Annotated in this window: 11 protein-coding genes; all 11 read left to right on the top strand. The window is 71.0% G+C overall.

Features of this window, described 5'->3' with window-relative positions; genetic code table 11:
• Nucleotides 1-12 precede the first annotated feature (12 nt).
• Nucleotides 13-201 carry a twin-arginine translocase TatA/TatE family subunit gene (gene tatA / locus Q7W02_10250; protein MDO8476557.1) on the top strand — a complete coding sequence of 63 codons (189 nt, stop codon included), beginning with the start codon at nt 13-15 and terminating at the stop codon, nt 199-201.
• A 44-nt stretch (nt 202-245) separates the two neighbouring features.
• Nucleotides 246-1,202 carry an ROK family protein gene (locus Q7W02_10245; GenBank protein MDO8476556.1) on the top strand — a complete coding sequence of 319 codons (957 nt, stop codon included), beginning with the start codon at nt 246-248 and terminating at the stop codon, nt 1,200-1,202.
• Nucleotides 1,199-2,848, top strand: a complete 1,650-nt coding sequence (locus Q7W02_10240) for a DUF2723 domain-containing protein (protein MDO8476555.1) — start codon at nt 1,199-1,201, stop codon at nt 2,846-2,848. The genes Q7W02_10245 and Q7W02_10240 overlap by 4 nt, the downstream gene beginning before the upstream one ends.
• On the top strand, nt 2,845-4,374 hold the full coding sequence (locus tag Q7W02_10235; GenBank protein ID MDO8476554.1) for a hypothetical protein: 1,530 nt from the start codon (nt 2,845-2,847) through the stop codon (nt 4,372-4,374). Before Q7W02_10240 ends, Q7W02_10235 begins: the two co-directional genes overlap by 4 nt.
• A gap of 18 nt (nt 4,375-4,392) precedes the next feature.
• A complete protein-coding gene (locus Q7W02_10230; protein ID MDO8476553.1) occupies nt 4,393-5,058 on the top strand; it encodes an aspartyl protease family protein in 666 nt (221 codons plus the stop codon).
• Between the two features lie 5 nt (nt 5,059-5,063).
• Nucleotides 5,064-5,678, top strand: a complete 615-nt coding sequence (locus tag Q7W02_10225; protein ID MDO8476552.1) for a retroviral-like aspartic protease family protein — start codon at nt 5,064-5,066, stop codon at nt 5,676-5,678.
• A gap of 81 nt (nt 5,679-5,759) precedes the next feature.
• Entirely contained in the window at nt 5,760-8,606 is a 2,847-nt protein-coding gene (gene ileS, locus Q7W02_10220; protein MDO8476551.1) for an isoleucine--tRNA ligase, read from the top strand.
• The gene (lspA, locus tag Q7W02_10215) at nt 8,603-9,076 is read left to right on the top strand and encodes a signal peptidase II (protein ID MDO8476550.1); all 474 of its coding nucleotides are present in this window, start codon (nt 8,603-8,605) and stop codon (nt 9,074-9,076) included. The genes ileS and lspA overlap by 4 nt, the downstream gene beginning before the upstream one ends.
• Nucleotides 9,073-10,032 (top strand): RluA family pseudouridine synthase, encoded by a 960-nt coding sequence (locus tag Q7W02_10210; GenBank protein ID MDO8476549.1) that lies wholly within the window; start codon nt 9,073-9,075, stop codon nt 10,030-10,032. The genes lspA and Q7W02_10210 overlap by 4 nt, the downstream gene beginning before the upstream one ends.
• 145 nt (nt 10,033-10,177) lie before the next feature.
• Nucleotides 10,178-11,566, top strand: a complete 1,389-nt coding sequence (gene glmU / locus Q7W02_10205) for a bifunctional UDP-N-acetylglucosamine diphosphorylase/glucosamine-1-phosphate N-acetyltransferase GlmU (protein ID MDO8476548.1) — start codon at nt 10,178-10,180, stop codon at nt 11,564-11,566.
• Nucleotides 11,567-11,570: 4 nt separating this feature from the next.
• A complete protein-coding gene (glmS, locus tag Q7W02_10200) occupies nt 11,571-13,409 on the top strand; it encodes a glutamine--fructose-6-phosphate transaminase (isomerizing) (GenBank protein MDO8476547.1) in 1,839 nt (612 codons plus the stop codon).
• The last annotated feature ends 235 nt before the right edge of the window (nt 13,410-13,644 follow it).

Genomic DNA, 13,644 nt, shown 5'->3' with positions numbered 1-13,644 from the left:
AGGAGTCTCGCCATGTTTGGTCTGGGCTATCAGGAGCTGCTGCTCATCCTCGTCATCGTCCTCATTCTCTTCGGCGCACAGCGTCTGCCTGATCTCGCCCGCTCCCTGGGCTCGAGCGTCAAGGAGTTCAAGAAGGGCGTCACCGAGCTCAAGGACGACACGTCGTCGACGCAGAAAAAGGACGACGACAAGAAGGCCTGACGCGCCCGCAGCCCCCGCCGTCACCCTCCTCGCCGCGACCGCCCGTGCCCCCCGATCGGTACGCCGTTGGCATTGACCTGGGCGGGAGCAAATTGCGCGGCGGCCTCGTGAGCCCCGCGGGACAGCTCGTCGGGCGCGTTGAGGTGCAGACCGAGGCCTGGAAGGGTTCCCCGGGTGTTCTCGCGAACCTCAAGGGCGTGATCAGCCGCCTGCTCGACTCCACCGAGCCCGCCCGCGTCGCCGGCATCGGCATCGCCGCCGCCGGCCAGATTCATCCCAAGACCCACGCGGTCGTCTACGCTCCGAACCTCGAGTGGGAGAACGTGCCGCTCCGCGACGAGATCGAGTCGGCCTTCGGCTTGCCTGTCTACGTGGAGAACGATGTGCGCGCCGCCGCCTGGGGCGAGTACCGCTTCGGCGTCGGCCGCGGGGTCCAGAGCCTTATCGCCGTCTTCGTCGGCACGGGCGTCGGCTCGGGCGCCGTGGTCGACGGCATCCTGCTCCAGGGCGCGGGCAATGCGGCGGGCGAGCTCGGACACACCCAGGTCGTGCCCGACGGGCTGCCCTGCGCCTGCGGCCGGCACGGCTGCGTCGAGGCCTACGCTTCGGGACGCGGCTTCGCGCGACGCCTCGAGGCGGCGCTCGCGGCCGGCACCGAGACGCGGCTCGCGTCCGAGACCGGCGGCGACCCGTCGCGCGTGACGGCGGCGCTCGTGGCGCGCGCGGCCGCGGCCGGGGACGCCTTCGCGCGCGGCATCTGGGACGACGCGGAGCGGTACCTGGGTCAAGCCATAGCCAACTACGTCACGCTCCTGAACCCGGAGCTTCTCGTGCTGGGCGGCGGCGTCATGACGACGGTGCCTGGGCTGGCCCCGGCGCTCGAGCGGCAGGTGCGGGCTCACGCCACCGTCCTCTCCCGGGATGTCAGGGTCGCTCACGCCGGCCTCGGCGACTCCTCGGCCATCTTCGGGGCGGCCGACCGCGTCTGGGGGCAGGTGTGAGCGCCGCCGTGCGCTGGGCGGGGCGGGCGCGCTCGCACCTCGAGCGGCACGCGGACGCCTGGCTTGCGGGCGGGCTCGGGGTGCTGACGCTCCTGTCGCGCTGGCCGTACCGGGCCCGGATGCTCTACAACTGGGACGCGGTGCAGTTCGCCCTCGCGCTGCGGGAGTTCGACGTCGCCAAGCACCAGCCTCACCCGCCCGGGTATCTGCTCTATGTCGGCCTTGGGCGCCTGCTGAACATCCCGCTGGCTGATCCGAACCTCGCGTACGTCGCGCTCGCCATGCTCTTCAGCGCCGCCACGACGGTGACCGTCTACTGGCTGGCGCGCGCGCTGTACGAGCGCGCCACTGCCGCGTCGGCGGCGGCGCTCCTGGCCGTCAGCCCGCTTTTCTGGTTCTACGGCTCGGTGGGGCTGACATACGCGGGCGAGGCCTTTGGCGCCTCCCTCGTCGCGGCCCTCGCGTACGGCGCGCTCCGCGGCGATGCGCGCTGCCTCTACTGGGGCGCGGTGGCGTTGGGGCTCGTGGGCGGCATCCGGCCGTCGGTGCTGGTGCTGCTCTTCCCACTCTGCGTCGGCTGCGCGGTTGTCGGCATTCGCGGCGCGCGGCGGTTGGCGCTCGCGGCGGCGCTCCTGCTGGTCGCCGTGCTCTCGTGGTTCCTGCCGCTCGTCTGGCTCAGCGGCGGCCTCAACGCCTATCTCCGCGCCTCGACCCAGCTCTACGGTTCCGTTGTCCTGCCGACCTCCGTGTTGGGCGGCTCGATCGACGTGACGCTGGCCCAGGCCCGCTATGTCCTGGCCTCCGTGATCGTCGGCCTGGGCCCGCTGGCCCTGGCGGCCTTCGCGCTGCCGCTCTACGCGCGGCGCGCCGGATGGGGCAGGGCGGAATGGTTCCTCCTTGTCTGGATCGTGCCGCCCGCGGTCTTCTACACCCTCGTGCACTTCGGCCAGGCGGGTTATGTCCTAACCTTCCTGCCAGCGCTCGTCATCCTGTTGAGCCGCGTCCTGGCCGAAGCCATCGCGGTGGGCTCCGAGCGCCTCCGCCGCCCGAATTGGCGCTGGGGGCTGACGGCGGCGGCGATCGTGCCGCTCTGCCTCGTGAGCACGGGCTTCTTCGTCAGCGCGCGCCCGGTGCCGCGCCATTTCGACAACCGTACCGGCGACGCGTGGGTCTGGCGCGCGAAGGATGAGGCGAACGACTGGATCATGAGCCGGACCGTCGCGGCGCTGCGCGAGCACGAGGCGGTGATCCGCACCTATGTCGAGACCATCCGCGCCGTCTACGACCCGGCGGACACGGCGCTGCTCACCGAGCTCGGCAACCCGCGCTCGTACCCGTGGCTGCGCCACGCGATGTTCTACCTGCCCGAATACGCGGTCTACCAGGTGCAGCTGGGCGAGATGCCGTTCGGTTTCTACGCGCCGCAGTCGGCCGCGACCATGATCCTGACGCCCGGCTCTACCGTCACCGTCCCGCGCCGCGTGCGCCGGCTCGTCTGGTTCGTGGACCACTGGGACCCGACCGTGCCGCGGCCGCGGGGCCTGCAGGAGATCCGGCTGCCGTACGGCCGCTTCCTCTACGTTCTGCCGCTGGGCCGCGGGCGCGCGCAGCACGCGGGCTACACCTTCGTCCGCGACAAGCGGTGAAGGGACGGGGCGCGCTCGTCCTCACCGCCGCCGCCCTCGCCGCGGCGCTCGGGTTCTTCCTCCAGCGCGAGCGGCTCATCGCCGGGCCCGTGGGCCTCCACGGCTTTCCCCTCGACGACGCGTGGATCCACTTCCAGTTCGCCCGCAACGTGGCCGAGGGGCACGGCTTCGCGTACAACCCCGGCGTCCCCGTCTCGGGCTCGACGGCGCCGCTCTGGACCTTGCTGCTGGCGGGTCTCTTCAAGGCGGGAGGGGCCTACCCGGCGTGGGCGAAGGCGGCCGGTGTTGCCGGAGCCCTCGGCGCCGCGTGGCTGGCGCGGCGGCTGGCCCTTACATGGACGGGGGACACCGCCCTCGGCCTCACGGCGGCGCTCGTGACAGCGTGGAGCGCGCCCATGGTCTGGGGTGCGCTCTCCGGGATGGAGGTAACGCTCGCCGCCCTCCTCGTGACGGCGGCCCTCGCCGCGCACGCGGCGGGCCGCGCCCCGATCGCGGCCGCGCTCGCCGGTCTGGCCGTGCTCGCGCGCCCCGAGTCGGTCCTGCTGGTCCCGCTTCTCTGGCTGGCGGGACCGCTGACTGTCAGGCGCTCGGCCATCGTGTGGGGCCTCCCCGCGGTCATCCTCCTCCCGTGGGTGGCGTTCAACGTGAGGACCACTGGGACGCCGCTCCCGGCCACGGCCGCGGCCAAGATCGAGGGCGGGCTCCTGGGCCTGCTCTCGGGCGCACGCGAGTCCGCGGTGACCACCTTCCTCGGGAGGCCCTGGCAGTTCGAGCGGGAGTGGATAGCCTGGCTGGCCTCGGTGAACGTGCTACTGCCCGTTTTGCTACTGCCCGGGCTCTGGGTGTTGTGGCGGCGGGGCGGGCGCGCCTGGGCGCTGCCGGCCTCCATCCTCCTTCTCCACCCGCTCGGCATGGCGCTCCTGGCTCCCTATCGGGGTCCGGCCTTCCAGGAGGGGCGCTACTCGATACAGCTTCTGCCGCTGGCCATCGTGGTGGCGGTGAGCGCCTTCGTCCCCCTCGTGTCAATGGCGCGGTCCCGTCCGTCGTGGGGGCGGGTGGCGTGCGCGCTGCTGCTGGTCGCCTCACTCGCCTCGCTCGGCCCCGGCGCGACACGGTATGCCTGGGCCGTGCAGAACATCGACGCCATGCAGGTGGGCCTTGGGCGCTGGGTCGACGCGTACACGCCCGCCGGGGCGCGGCTCGCGCTCAACGACGTAGGGGCCATCGGCTATCTCGGGCGGCGGGAGGTGGTGGACGTGATGGGTCTCCTGACGCCGGCCATCATTCCGTACCGCCGCGACGGTGAAGCGGGGATCCTTCGCTATCTCGAGCGCGCCTGCCCCGACTACCTCATCATCTTTCCCGCGTGGTTCCCGGCGCTCTCGACGCGCGCCGACCGCTTCACGCCCATCCACCGGGTCAGGCTCGAACACAATACCGTGGCCGGCGCCGACGAGATGGTGGTCTACGAGACCGTCTGGAACCGCTGGCGCCCCGGTCCTCTGGCCTGTCCGGGCCCCGGCTAGGCGGGATATACTCCTTCAATGATGAGTCGATCGAGGCGCGCGATGTTCCCGGCCGGCTTCCTGAGCTTGGCGACCTTTGGGCTGAGCTTGGCGATCCTTGGGCTGTGCTTGGCGACCCTTGGGCTCTGGCCCGCGCCGGCGTGGGCCCAGATGTACCGCTGGACCGACGAGCAGGGCGGCATCCACTACAGCCAGGGGATCTACAGCGTGCCGGAGCGCTTCCGGTCGAAGGCGCAGCTCCTCGCCTATCCGGAGAGACCGGCGGCGCCCGCCGAGAGCGCGTCGCCGGCAGGGGGTGAGGTGTCCGGAGTGACGCGCATCCCCTTCACGCCGGGCAAGCCCATCATGGTGTCCGTCAAGATCAACGGTGAGGGATCGGCGCAGCTCATGCTCGACACCGGGGCGTCGGTGACCGTGATCAACCCGCGCGTGCTGGCCGGGATGGGCATCGGCTCGCGCGAGGCCGTGCGCGGATCGGTCAAGGGCGCCACGGGCACAGCCGACGTCCTCTTCGTGCCCGTGCAGAGCATCGAGGTGGGCGGCGCGCGCTCGGGCCCGCTCCGCGTCGCGGCGCACGACGTCGATCTGGGGCAGGGTGACGGGCTCCTGGGCCGCGACTTCCTCGACCAGTTCAAGGTCAATATCGACAGCACGGCCGGCGTCGTGACGATCTCCCCCAAGTAGCCGCCATGGGTGGAGCGCGTCGGCTGCCTCGCTCGGCACTCGCGGCTCTGGTGCTGATGCTGACCCTGGCGCCGGGTGCCCACGCCCAGCTCTACCGCTGGACAGACGAGAAGGGTGAGACCCACTTCGGCCAGGGGGTGGACAGCATACCCGAGCGCTACCGCAGTCGAGCCAGCGCCGTCGGGAGGGTGGACCCGCCGCCGGCGCCCTCGGGGCCGGCCGCGGCGACAGTCACGGATGGTGTCACGCGCATAAGGTTCGCGCCGGGACTCCCCATCATGGTGACGGCGAAGATCAACGGGCGGGCGCCGGTGCAGCTCGTGCTCGATACCGGCGCCACCCGGACCACCATCAGTCCCACCGCGCTGATCGGGCTCGGGGTTACCTACCGCGACGCCCCCAAGGTCCAGATTCGCGGCGTGACCGGCAGCGCGTCCGCCTACCTCGTGAGCCTCGAGAGCGTGGAAGTGGGCGGGGCCCGCGTTGGCCCTTTGCGTGTGTTCTCGCACGACGCCCAACTGGGCCGCGGCGCGGAGGGTCTCCTCGGGCGGGACTTTTTGGACCACTTCCGCGTCACCATCGACAACGCCCGCGGCGTCGTCGAGCTCGCGCCAAAGTAGCCCTCGCCGGGCCGTCCGCCGGACCTCCCGCCGGGGGGCTTTCTTGCCCTAAACACCCATCGGTGTTACGTTTCTTCCTCTATGGACTACAAGGACACGCTCAACCTCCCGAAGACGTCCTTTCCGATGAAGGCGAACCTGCCCAAGCTCGAGCCGGAGATGCTCAAGCAGTGGGAGGAGATGGACATCTACAGCCGCCTCCGCGAGGCTTCGGCGAAGCGCCCCCTCTGGATCCTCCACGACGGTCCCCCCTACGCCAACAACCGCATACACATGGGCACCGCGCTCAACAAGATTCTGAAGGACTTCGTCGTTAAGTCGCGCTCGATGCTGGGACACAACGCCGTCTACGTGCCCGGCTGGGACTGCCACGGGCTACCGATCGAGCACGAGGTGGACAAGGAGCTCGGCCTCGACACGGCGAGCCTGGATGTGCGGCGGGCCATGGACCCCATGGAGAAGATCCGCCGCTGCCGCGAGCACGCGCGCAAGTTCATCGACATCCAGCGCGAGGAGTTCACGCGGCTGGGCGTCTTCGGCGACTGGAAGAACCCGTACATCACGATGGAGCCGGCCTACCAGGCGGTGATCGCGCGGGAGTTCGGCCGGTTCGTCGGGCGCGGCATCGTCTACAAGGGTCTCAAGCCCGTGCACTGGTGCATGCACTGCAAGACGGCGCTTGCGCAAGCCGAGGTCGAGTACGAAGACCAGACCACGCCCTCGGTCTACGTCAAGTTCCCCGTCAAGTCCGCGTCGCCTGCTCTCCTACGTGCCTTAGGCGTCAAGCGCGCCTCGCTCGTGATCTGGACCACGACGCCCTGGACCCTGCCCGCCAACCTCGCCATCGCGGTCCACCCGGGCGAAACGTACACCACGGTCGAGATGGACGGCGAGACCCTCGTCGTCGCGCGCCCGCTGGCCGAGGCATTCGCCGGGCTGCCGGGCGTTCGCGGGCGCGCCGCCCTCACGGCCGTGGCCGTGCCGGGCAGCGCGCTCGAGGGCACCGTCGCCCGTCACCCGTGGATCGACCGCGACGTGCCCGTGCTCGCGGCCGAGTTCGTCGCCATGGACACGGGCACGGGGCTCGTGCACATCGCCCCCGGACACGGCGAGGAGGATTACGAGCTCGGGCGCAAGGCGGGGCTCAAGATCTACAACCCCGTGGACGACGACGGACGGTTCGTGCCCGAAGTGACCGAGTTCGGTGGCCTGACAGTGTGGGAGGCCAACCCGAAGATCATCGCGCACCTGAAGCAGGTGGGCGCGCTCGTTGCCGAGGTCCCGCTCAGCCACGAGTACCCGCACTGCTGGCGCTGCAAGAACCCGACGCTCTTCCGTGCCACGGAGCAGTGGTTCATCTCGATGGACAAGACGGGTCTGCGCCAGCGCGCCCTCGACGCCATCCAGCACGAGATAGCCTGGATCCCGGCCTGGGGGCGCGAGCGTATCTTCAACATGGTTGCCCACCGCCCCGACTGGACGATCTCGCGCCAGCGCGTCTGGGGCGTGCCGATCGTGGCTTTCTACTGCTCGGGGTGCGAGGCGCTGCTCCTCGAGGAGCGGCTGGTCGAGCACGTCGCCGCGATCATGCGCGATGGGCGGGGCGCCGACGAGTGGCACGCGCGCGCCGCGAAGGATCTGCTGCCTCCCGGCACGCGCTGTCCCAAGTGCGGCGGCGCGGAGTTCCGCAAGGAGACGGACATCCTCGACGTCTGGTTCGACTCGGGGTGCAGCCACGCGGCGGTGCTCGAGACGCGGCCCGAGCTCCGCTGGCCGGCCGAGATGTACCTCGAGGGCTCGGACCAGCACCGCGGCTGGTTCCAACACTCGCTGCTCGAGGCCGTCGGCACGCGTGACCGCGCGCCGTACCGCTCGTGTCTCACCCACGGCTTCGTCGTGGACGGTGAGGGCCGCAAGATGTCCAAGTCGCAGGGCAACTACGTCACGCAGGAGGAGCTGCTCCCGAAGTACGGCGCCGACGTGCTGAGGCTCTGGGTCGCGTCGGAGGACTACTCCGAGGACATCCGTCTCTCGAAGGAGATCCTGAACCGACTGTCCGACGCCTACCGGCGGATCCGGAACACCTTCCGCTTCCTTCTCGGCACGCTCGCCGACTTCGACCCCGAGCGCGACCGGGTGTCGTACGACCAGATGGACGAGATCGACCGCTGGGCGCTCCTGCGCCTGGGGGAGCTGATCGCACGCGTGCGCCGGGCCTACGACGAGTACCAGTTCCACGTCGTGTTCCACACCGCGCACAACTTCTGCGCCGTGGACCTGTCGGCGCTCTACCTCGACATCATCAAGGACCGCCTGTACGTGTCGGCGTCCGACGACCCCAAGCGGCGCGCGGCGCAGACGGTGTGCTTCGAAGTGCTGACGGCGCTGGCGCGGCTCCTGGCGCCCGTCCTCAGCTTTACCGCCGACGAGGTCTGGGGCTACATCCCCGGCCGGGGCAAGCCCGAGAGCGTCCACCTCGTCACCTTCCCCGAGGAGCGCGGCGAGTGGATCAACGAGCGGCTCGGCGGCGAGTGGGAGCGCCTGCTCGAGGTGCGCGGCGAGGTCTCGCGCGCGCTCGAGACAGCGCGCAAGCAGGGGCTGATCGGCAAGGGTATCGACGCCGTCGTCTACGTCACGAGCGCGCCCGAGGAGCAGTGGCGCCCGCTGCTCGCCGGCAAGGGCGAAGAGCTGCTCGCGACGCTCTTCAACGTGTCGGCCGTGAGACTCGCTTCGCTGGCGCCCCACGGCGCCGGGATCGCCTACGACAGCCAGGACATTCCGGGGCTGGCGCTGGCCGTCGTTCCCGGGCAGGCCCTCGGGTGGAAGAAGTGCGACCGCTGCTGGACCTGGAGCGCGGGCGTGGGGGCGGACGCCCGGCACCCCGCGCTCTGCGATCGCTGCATGCCGGTGGTGCTCGCCCGCTCATGAGGCTGGTGGCGGCGCTGGGCGGGATTGTCCTGATCCTCGACCAGGCCGCGAAGTGGCTCGCGCTGCGCCGCCTGGGACCCGGCGTCCCAGTGAACATGATCGACGGCTTCTTCTCGCTGACCCTCGTGATGAACCCGGGCCTGGCGTTCGGAATGCTTGGTAGCGTCCCGCGCGGCTGGCGCTGGATCGTCGCGCTGCTCTCCATCGGGGCCCTCGGCGTCCTCGCGGCGCTGGCCACGCGCCTCCTGCCTGAGGGCGGGCTCGTCGCGGCCGTCGCCATCGGCATGATCTTCGGCGGCGCGGCGGGCAACCTGATCGACCGCGCGCGCTTCGGGGCCGTGGTGGACTTCCTCGACTTCTACTGGCGCGGGTGGCACTGGCCCGCCTTCAACGTCGCCGATTCGGCCATCAGCGTGGGCGTGGCGCTCCTCGCGCTGCGCATGCTGACAGCGAAGCCGCCGCGGACATGACGATCGGGGCCGCCCGGCGCGTGGGGACATCCGTGGGCGCGGCCGAGGCGGGCCGCCGCCTCGACCTGTGGCTGGCCACGCAGCTGCCCGACCTGTCACGCACCCGCATCAAGGCGCTCGTGGACGGCGGCCACGTCAGCGTGAACGGCGCCGCGCGCAAGGCCGCGCACCGGCTCAAGGTGGGCGAGAGGGTCGACGTCGTGGTCCCGCCGCCCGCGCCGGAGGTATTGGCCGCCGAGGCGATCCCCCTTACGATCGTCTACGAGGACGCCCACATCCTCGTCGTGGACAAGCCCGCGGGCATGGTGACGCACCCGGGAGCGGGACGGTCCACCGGCACCCTGGCCGCCGCCGCGCTGGCGCACGCCCCGGAGATCGCGGGGGTCGGAGGTCCGCGTCGGCCCGGCATCGTCCACCGCCTCGACAAGGGCACGTCCGGGCTCATCGTGCTCGCGAAGACCCGCCAGGCGTACGACGCGCTCACGGTAGAGCTTCAGCAGCGCACCATGTCGCGCCGCTACCTGTGCCTCGCCCATGGCGTCATCGCGCCCCACGACGGCACGATCGACGCGCCGATCGTGCGCGACCCGCGCTCGCGGGTGCGCATGGCCGTCGCGCGCGCGGGCACGGGCAAGCGCGCCGTCACGCGCTTCCGCGCGCTCGAGCGTTTCGCGGGCTACACGTATCTCGAGTGCCGGCTCGAGACGGGCCGCACCCACCAGATCCGCGTCCACCTGGCATCGCTGGGTCACCCGCTGGTGGGCGATGCGACGTACGGCGCCAAGCGCGCGCGGCAGTACGACACGCTGCCGGCCGATCTCGTCGAGGGTCTAGGCGGCGTGGCCCTGCACGCGGCCGGGCTGTCCTTTGTCCACCCGGCGACGGGTGAGACGGTCGAATTGTCGTCTCCATTGCCCAACAGGATCGCCCGCCTCCTGTCTCATCTACGCAAATGACACAGCATCGTTCATCGTCATTTATCCTCAACATGCCTCTTGGCATGTTGAACGTGGGTGATAAGTTCGCGCCAACGCGCGACTTGCGAACAGCCGTGCCCGCTCAACCGGTGATGGCACGGCCCGTGCTAATCTAGTGATGATCATGAAGACGCTCACCGCGGTGATCCTGGCGGCCGGCGAGTCCAAGCGCATGCGCGGGAGCCGTCCCAAGGCGCTGCACCTGCTCGGCGGGCGGCGGCTCATCGACTACCCCGTGCGGGTTGCCCGCGCGCTCGGCGCGCGGAGAGTCCTGGTCGTCGGCCGAGGCGCCGACGACGTGCGCGCGGCCGTCGGCGAGTCGCCCGATCTCGCCTACGTCGAACAGAAGGAGCGGCTCGGCACCGCGCACGCGCTCCTCCGGGCGCGCGGCGCCTGCGGCGATGGCGCGGGCGCCGTCCTCGTGCTGCCGGGCGATCAGCCGCTCATGTCAGAAGCCCTCCTGCGCGCGTTGGTCGACCACCACCGCTCAACGGCGGCCGCCGCGACGCTCCTCACGGCCGAGGCCGAGGATCCGGCGGGCTACGGGCGCGTGATCCGCGAGGGCGGCCGGCCGGTCGCCATCATCGAGCACCGCGACGCGACCCCCGCCCAAAGGGCGATTCGCGAGATCGGCACGAGCACGTACTGCTTCGACGCCAGGCGGCTCTGGCCCGCGCTCGACCGCGTGACGCCGCAGAATGATCAGGGCGAGCACTATCTGACCGACGTCGTCTCGATTCTCGCCGCGAGCGGGGCGCCGGTCGAAGCGCTGGCGGCGCCGCATCCTGAGGAGTGCATGGGCATCAACGACCGAAAGCAGCTGGCCGAAGTGGCGGCGGTGCTTCGGCGGCGCACCCTCGAGCGCCTGATGGTGGAGGGCGTCACCATCCTGGATCCGGCGGCGACGTACGTGGACGATACGGTCGCGGTCGGGGCCGACACGGTGATCTACCCGGGCGCCGTGCTGGAGGGCACGACCGCGATAGGCGCGGAGTGCGTCGTGGGGTCGGGCTGCCACGTGAGCGGCAGCCGCATCGGCGACCGGGTCACCCTCAGGCCCTACTGCGTGCTGTCCGACGCCATCGTCGAGGCCGAGGCCCAGCTCGGCCCGTTCTGCCACCTGCGCCCGCAGTCGCACGTCGGCGCCGGCGCCAGGATCGGCAACTTCGTGGAGCTGAAGAAGTCGAAGATCGGCCGCGGCGCCAAGGTGCCGCACCTCTCGTATATCGGGGACGCCACCGTCGGCGACAACGCGAACATCGGCGCGGGCACTATCACCTGCAACTACGACGGCGTCGCCAAGCACGAGACCAAGATCGGCGCCGGCGCATTCGTCGGCACCAACTCGAGCCTCGTGGCGCCCGTCACCATCGGGGAGGGCGCCTACGTGGGCGCGGGCTCGGTGATCACCAAGAGCGTTCCAGCCGGGGCGCTGGCCGTCGCCCGCGCGCGCCAGGAAGTGCGCGCGGGCTGGGCCGCCCGCAAGAAGAAAACCCGGAAGGCCAAGGACTGACGCCATGTGCGGGATCGTCGGCTACATCGGTGACAAGGACGCGGTGGGCGTCATCGTGGACGGGCTCAAGCGCCTCGAGTACCGCGGCTACGACTCGGCCGGCGTGGCCGTGCTGGGGCCCGAGGGGCTCGAGGTCCGGCGCGCGGCCGGGCGCATCAAGGTGCTCGAAGGCCTGCTGCGCGAGCACCCCGTGCACGGGCGCATCGGCATCGGCCACACGCGCTGGGCCACGCACGGGCGGCCCACCGACGACAACGCCCATCCCCACACGGACGGCTCGGGCACCCTCGTCGTGGTCCACAACGGCATCATCGAGAACTACCTGCCGATCAAGGAGCGGCTGAGGGCCGAGGGGCACGTCTTCACGTCGGAGACCGACACGGAGGTCATCGCGCACCTGATCGAGCGGCACCTCAAAGACACGCCCCGATTGGACGACGCGGTCCGCCGGGCGCTCCGGGAGCTCCGAGGCTCCTACGCCATCGTGGTGCTGTCCAAGGCCGCGCCCGACCGGTTGGTCGCGGCCAAGCACGGCGCCGGCAGCGTCGTGGTGGGGCTGGGGCAGGGGGAGACCTACCTCGCTTCCGACATCCCCGCCCTGCTGGCGCATACCCGCGATGTCGTCATCCTCGAGGACGAGGATGTGGCGGTGGTGACGCGGCACGGCGTCGAGATCTCGGATCTCGCCGGCGCGCCCGTCTCGCGCACGGCCACCCGGATCATGTGGGACCCGATTCTCGCGGAGAAGGGCGGCTACCGGCACTTCATGCTGAAGGAGATCTACGAGCAGCCGCGCGCCGTGGCGGACACGCTGCGCGGCCGGGTGTCGCCCGAGAGCGGCACCGTGGTGCTGCCCGAGATCGGCCTCGACCCGGACGTGGTGGCGGGCCTCCAGCGCGTCGTCTTCATCGCGTGCGGGACGTCGTACCACGCCGCCATCGTCGGCCGCTTCATGGTCGAGCGGCTGGCAGGGCTGTCGGCCGAGGTCGACCTGGGCTCGGAGTTCCGCTACCGCGACGCCGTGCTCGGGCCCGAGACGCTCGTGGTGGCGCTGTCCCAGTCGGGCGAGACGGCCGACACGCTCGGCGCCGTCAAGGCCGCGCGCGACCGCGGGGCGCCCATCGTCGGCATCACCAACGTGGTCGGCTCGGCGCTCGCCCGCGAGTCCACGGGCGTGCTCTACACCCACGCGGGGCCCGAGATCGGCGTGGCCTCCTCGAAGACCTTCACCGCGACCCTCGCGGCCTGCTATCTCCTGGCGCTCTGGCTGGGCCGCCGGCGGGGGGCGCTCCTGGCCGAGGACGGCCGCAAGCACATCCAGGGGCTGCTCGAGCTGCCCCGGCTGATGGAGCGGGCTCTCGAGAAGGAGCCCGAGATCGCCGAGCTCGCGAAGGAGCTGGCCGCGTACAAGAACTTCCTCTTCCTCGGGCGCGGCATCCACTACCCGATCGCCCTCGAGGGCGCCCTCAAGCTCAAGGAGCTGTCGTACCTCCACGCCGAGGGCTACCCTGCGGGGGAGATGAAGCACGGCCCCATCGCGCTGATCGACGACACGATGCCGGTGGTCGCGCTGACCCCGCGGGATTCCTCCTACGACCGGATGATGGGCACCGTCGAGGAGGTGCGCGCCCGGGACGGCCGCATCATCGCCCTTGCCCACGAGGGCGACCGCGAGATCGGCGCGCGCGCCTCGCGCGTGCTGACGGTGCCGGCCGCCGCCGAGCTGCTCTCGCCCATCCTGATGGCCATCCCGCTCCAGCTCCTGGCCTACCACGTCGCGGTTCGCCTCGGGCGCGACGTGGACCAGCCGCGGAATCTCGCGAAGTCCGTCACCGTCGAATAGCCGCGCCGGCGTACTGGGCCAATTTACTTCGCCAGATTTACTTAGCCCTCGCCTCGCGGCGGGGCCGCTCAGCTCGAACCTCCACGTTCTCGATCGCCAGCGACGCTCAACGTACAACTGTCTCAGCCCTCGCCTCGTGGCTGCGCGACTCAGCTCGAACTGCCACGTACGCTAGGCAAAGCTGGCTCCCTCGGGCGTGGCCGTTCGAGGTGAGGGGCGTAGCCCCGAGGCGAGA

The organism is Candidatus Rokuibacteriota bacterium, assembly GCA_030647435.1.
Lineage (GTDB): Bacteria > Methylomirabilota > Methylomirabilia > Rokubacteriales > CSP1-6 > AR37.
Note: the sequence above shows the minus strand (reverse complement) of the source record. Positions and strands in the feature narration are given on the sequence as shown.

Bases quoted from the DNA above. Each gene is read 5' to 3' on its own strand.
- ileS (MDO8476551.1), top strand. From the start codon at position 5,760: ATGGACTACAAGGACACGCTCAACCTCCCGAAGACGTCCTTTCCGATG.
- Q7W02_10210 (MDO8476549.1), top strand. From the start codon at position 9,073: ATGACGATCGGGGCCGCCCGGCGCGTGGGGACATCCGTGGGCGCGGCC.
- glmU (MDO8476548.1), top strand. From the start codon at position 10,178: ATGAAGACGCTCACCGCGGTGATCCTGGCGGCCGGCGAGTCCAAGCGC.
- Q7W02_10230 (MDO8476553.1), top strand. From the start codon at position 4,393: ATGATGAGTCGATCGAGGCGCGCGATGTTCCCGGCCGGCTTCCTGAGC.
- Q7W02_10225 (MDO8476552.1), top strand. From the start codon at position 5,064: ATGGGTGGAGCGCGTCGGCTGCCTCGCTCGGCACTCGCGGCTCTGGTG.
- tatA (MDO8476557.1), top strand. From the start codon at position 13: ATGTTTGGTCTGGGCTATCAGGAGCTGCTGCTCATCCTCGTCATCGTC.
- glmS (MDO8476547.1), top strand. From the start codon at position 11,571: ATGTGCGGGATCGTCGGCTACATCGGTGACAAGGACGCGGTGGGCGTC.
- lspA (MDO8476550.1), top strand. From the start codon at position 8,603: ATGAGGCTGGTGGCGGCGCTGGGCGGGATTGTCCTGATCCTCGACCAG.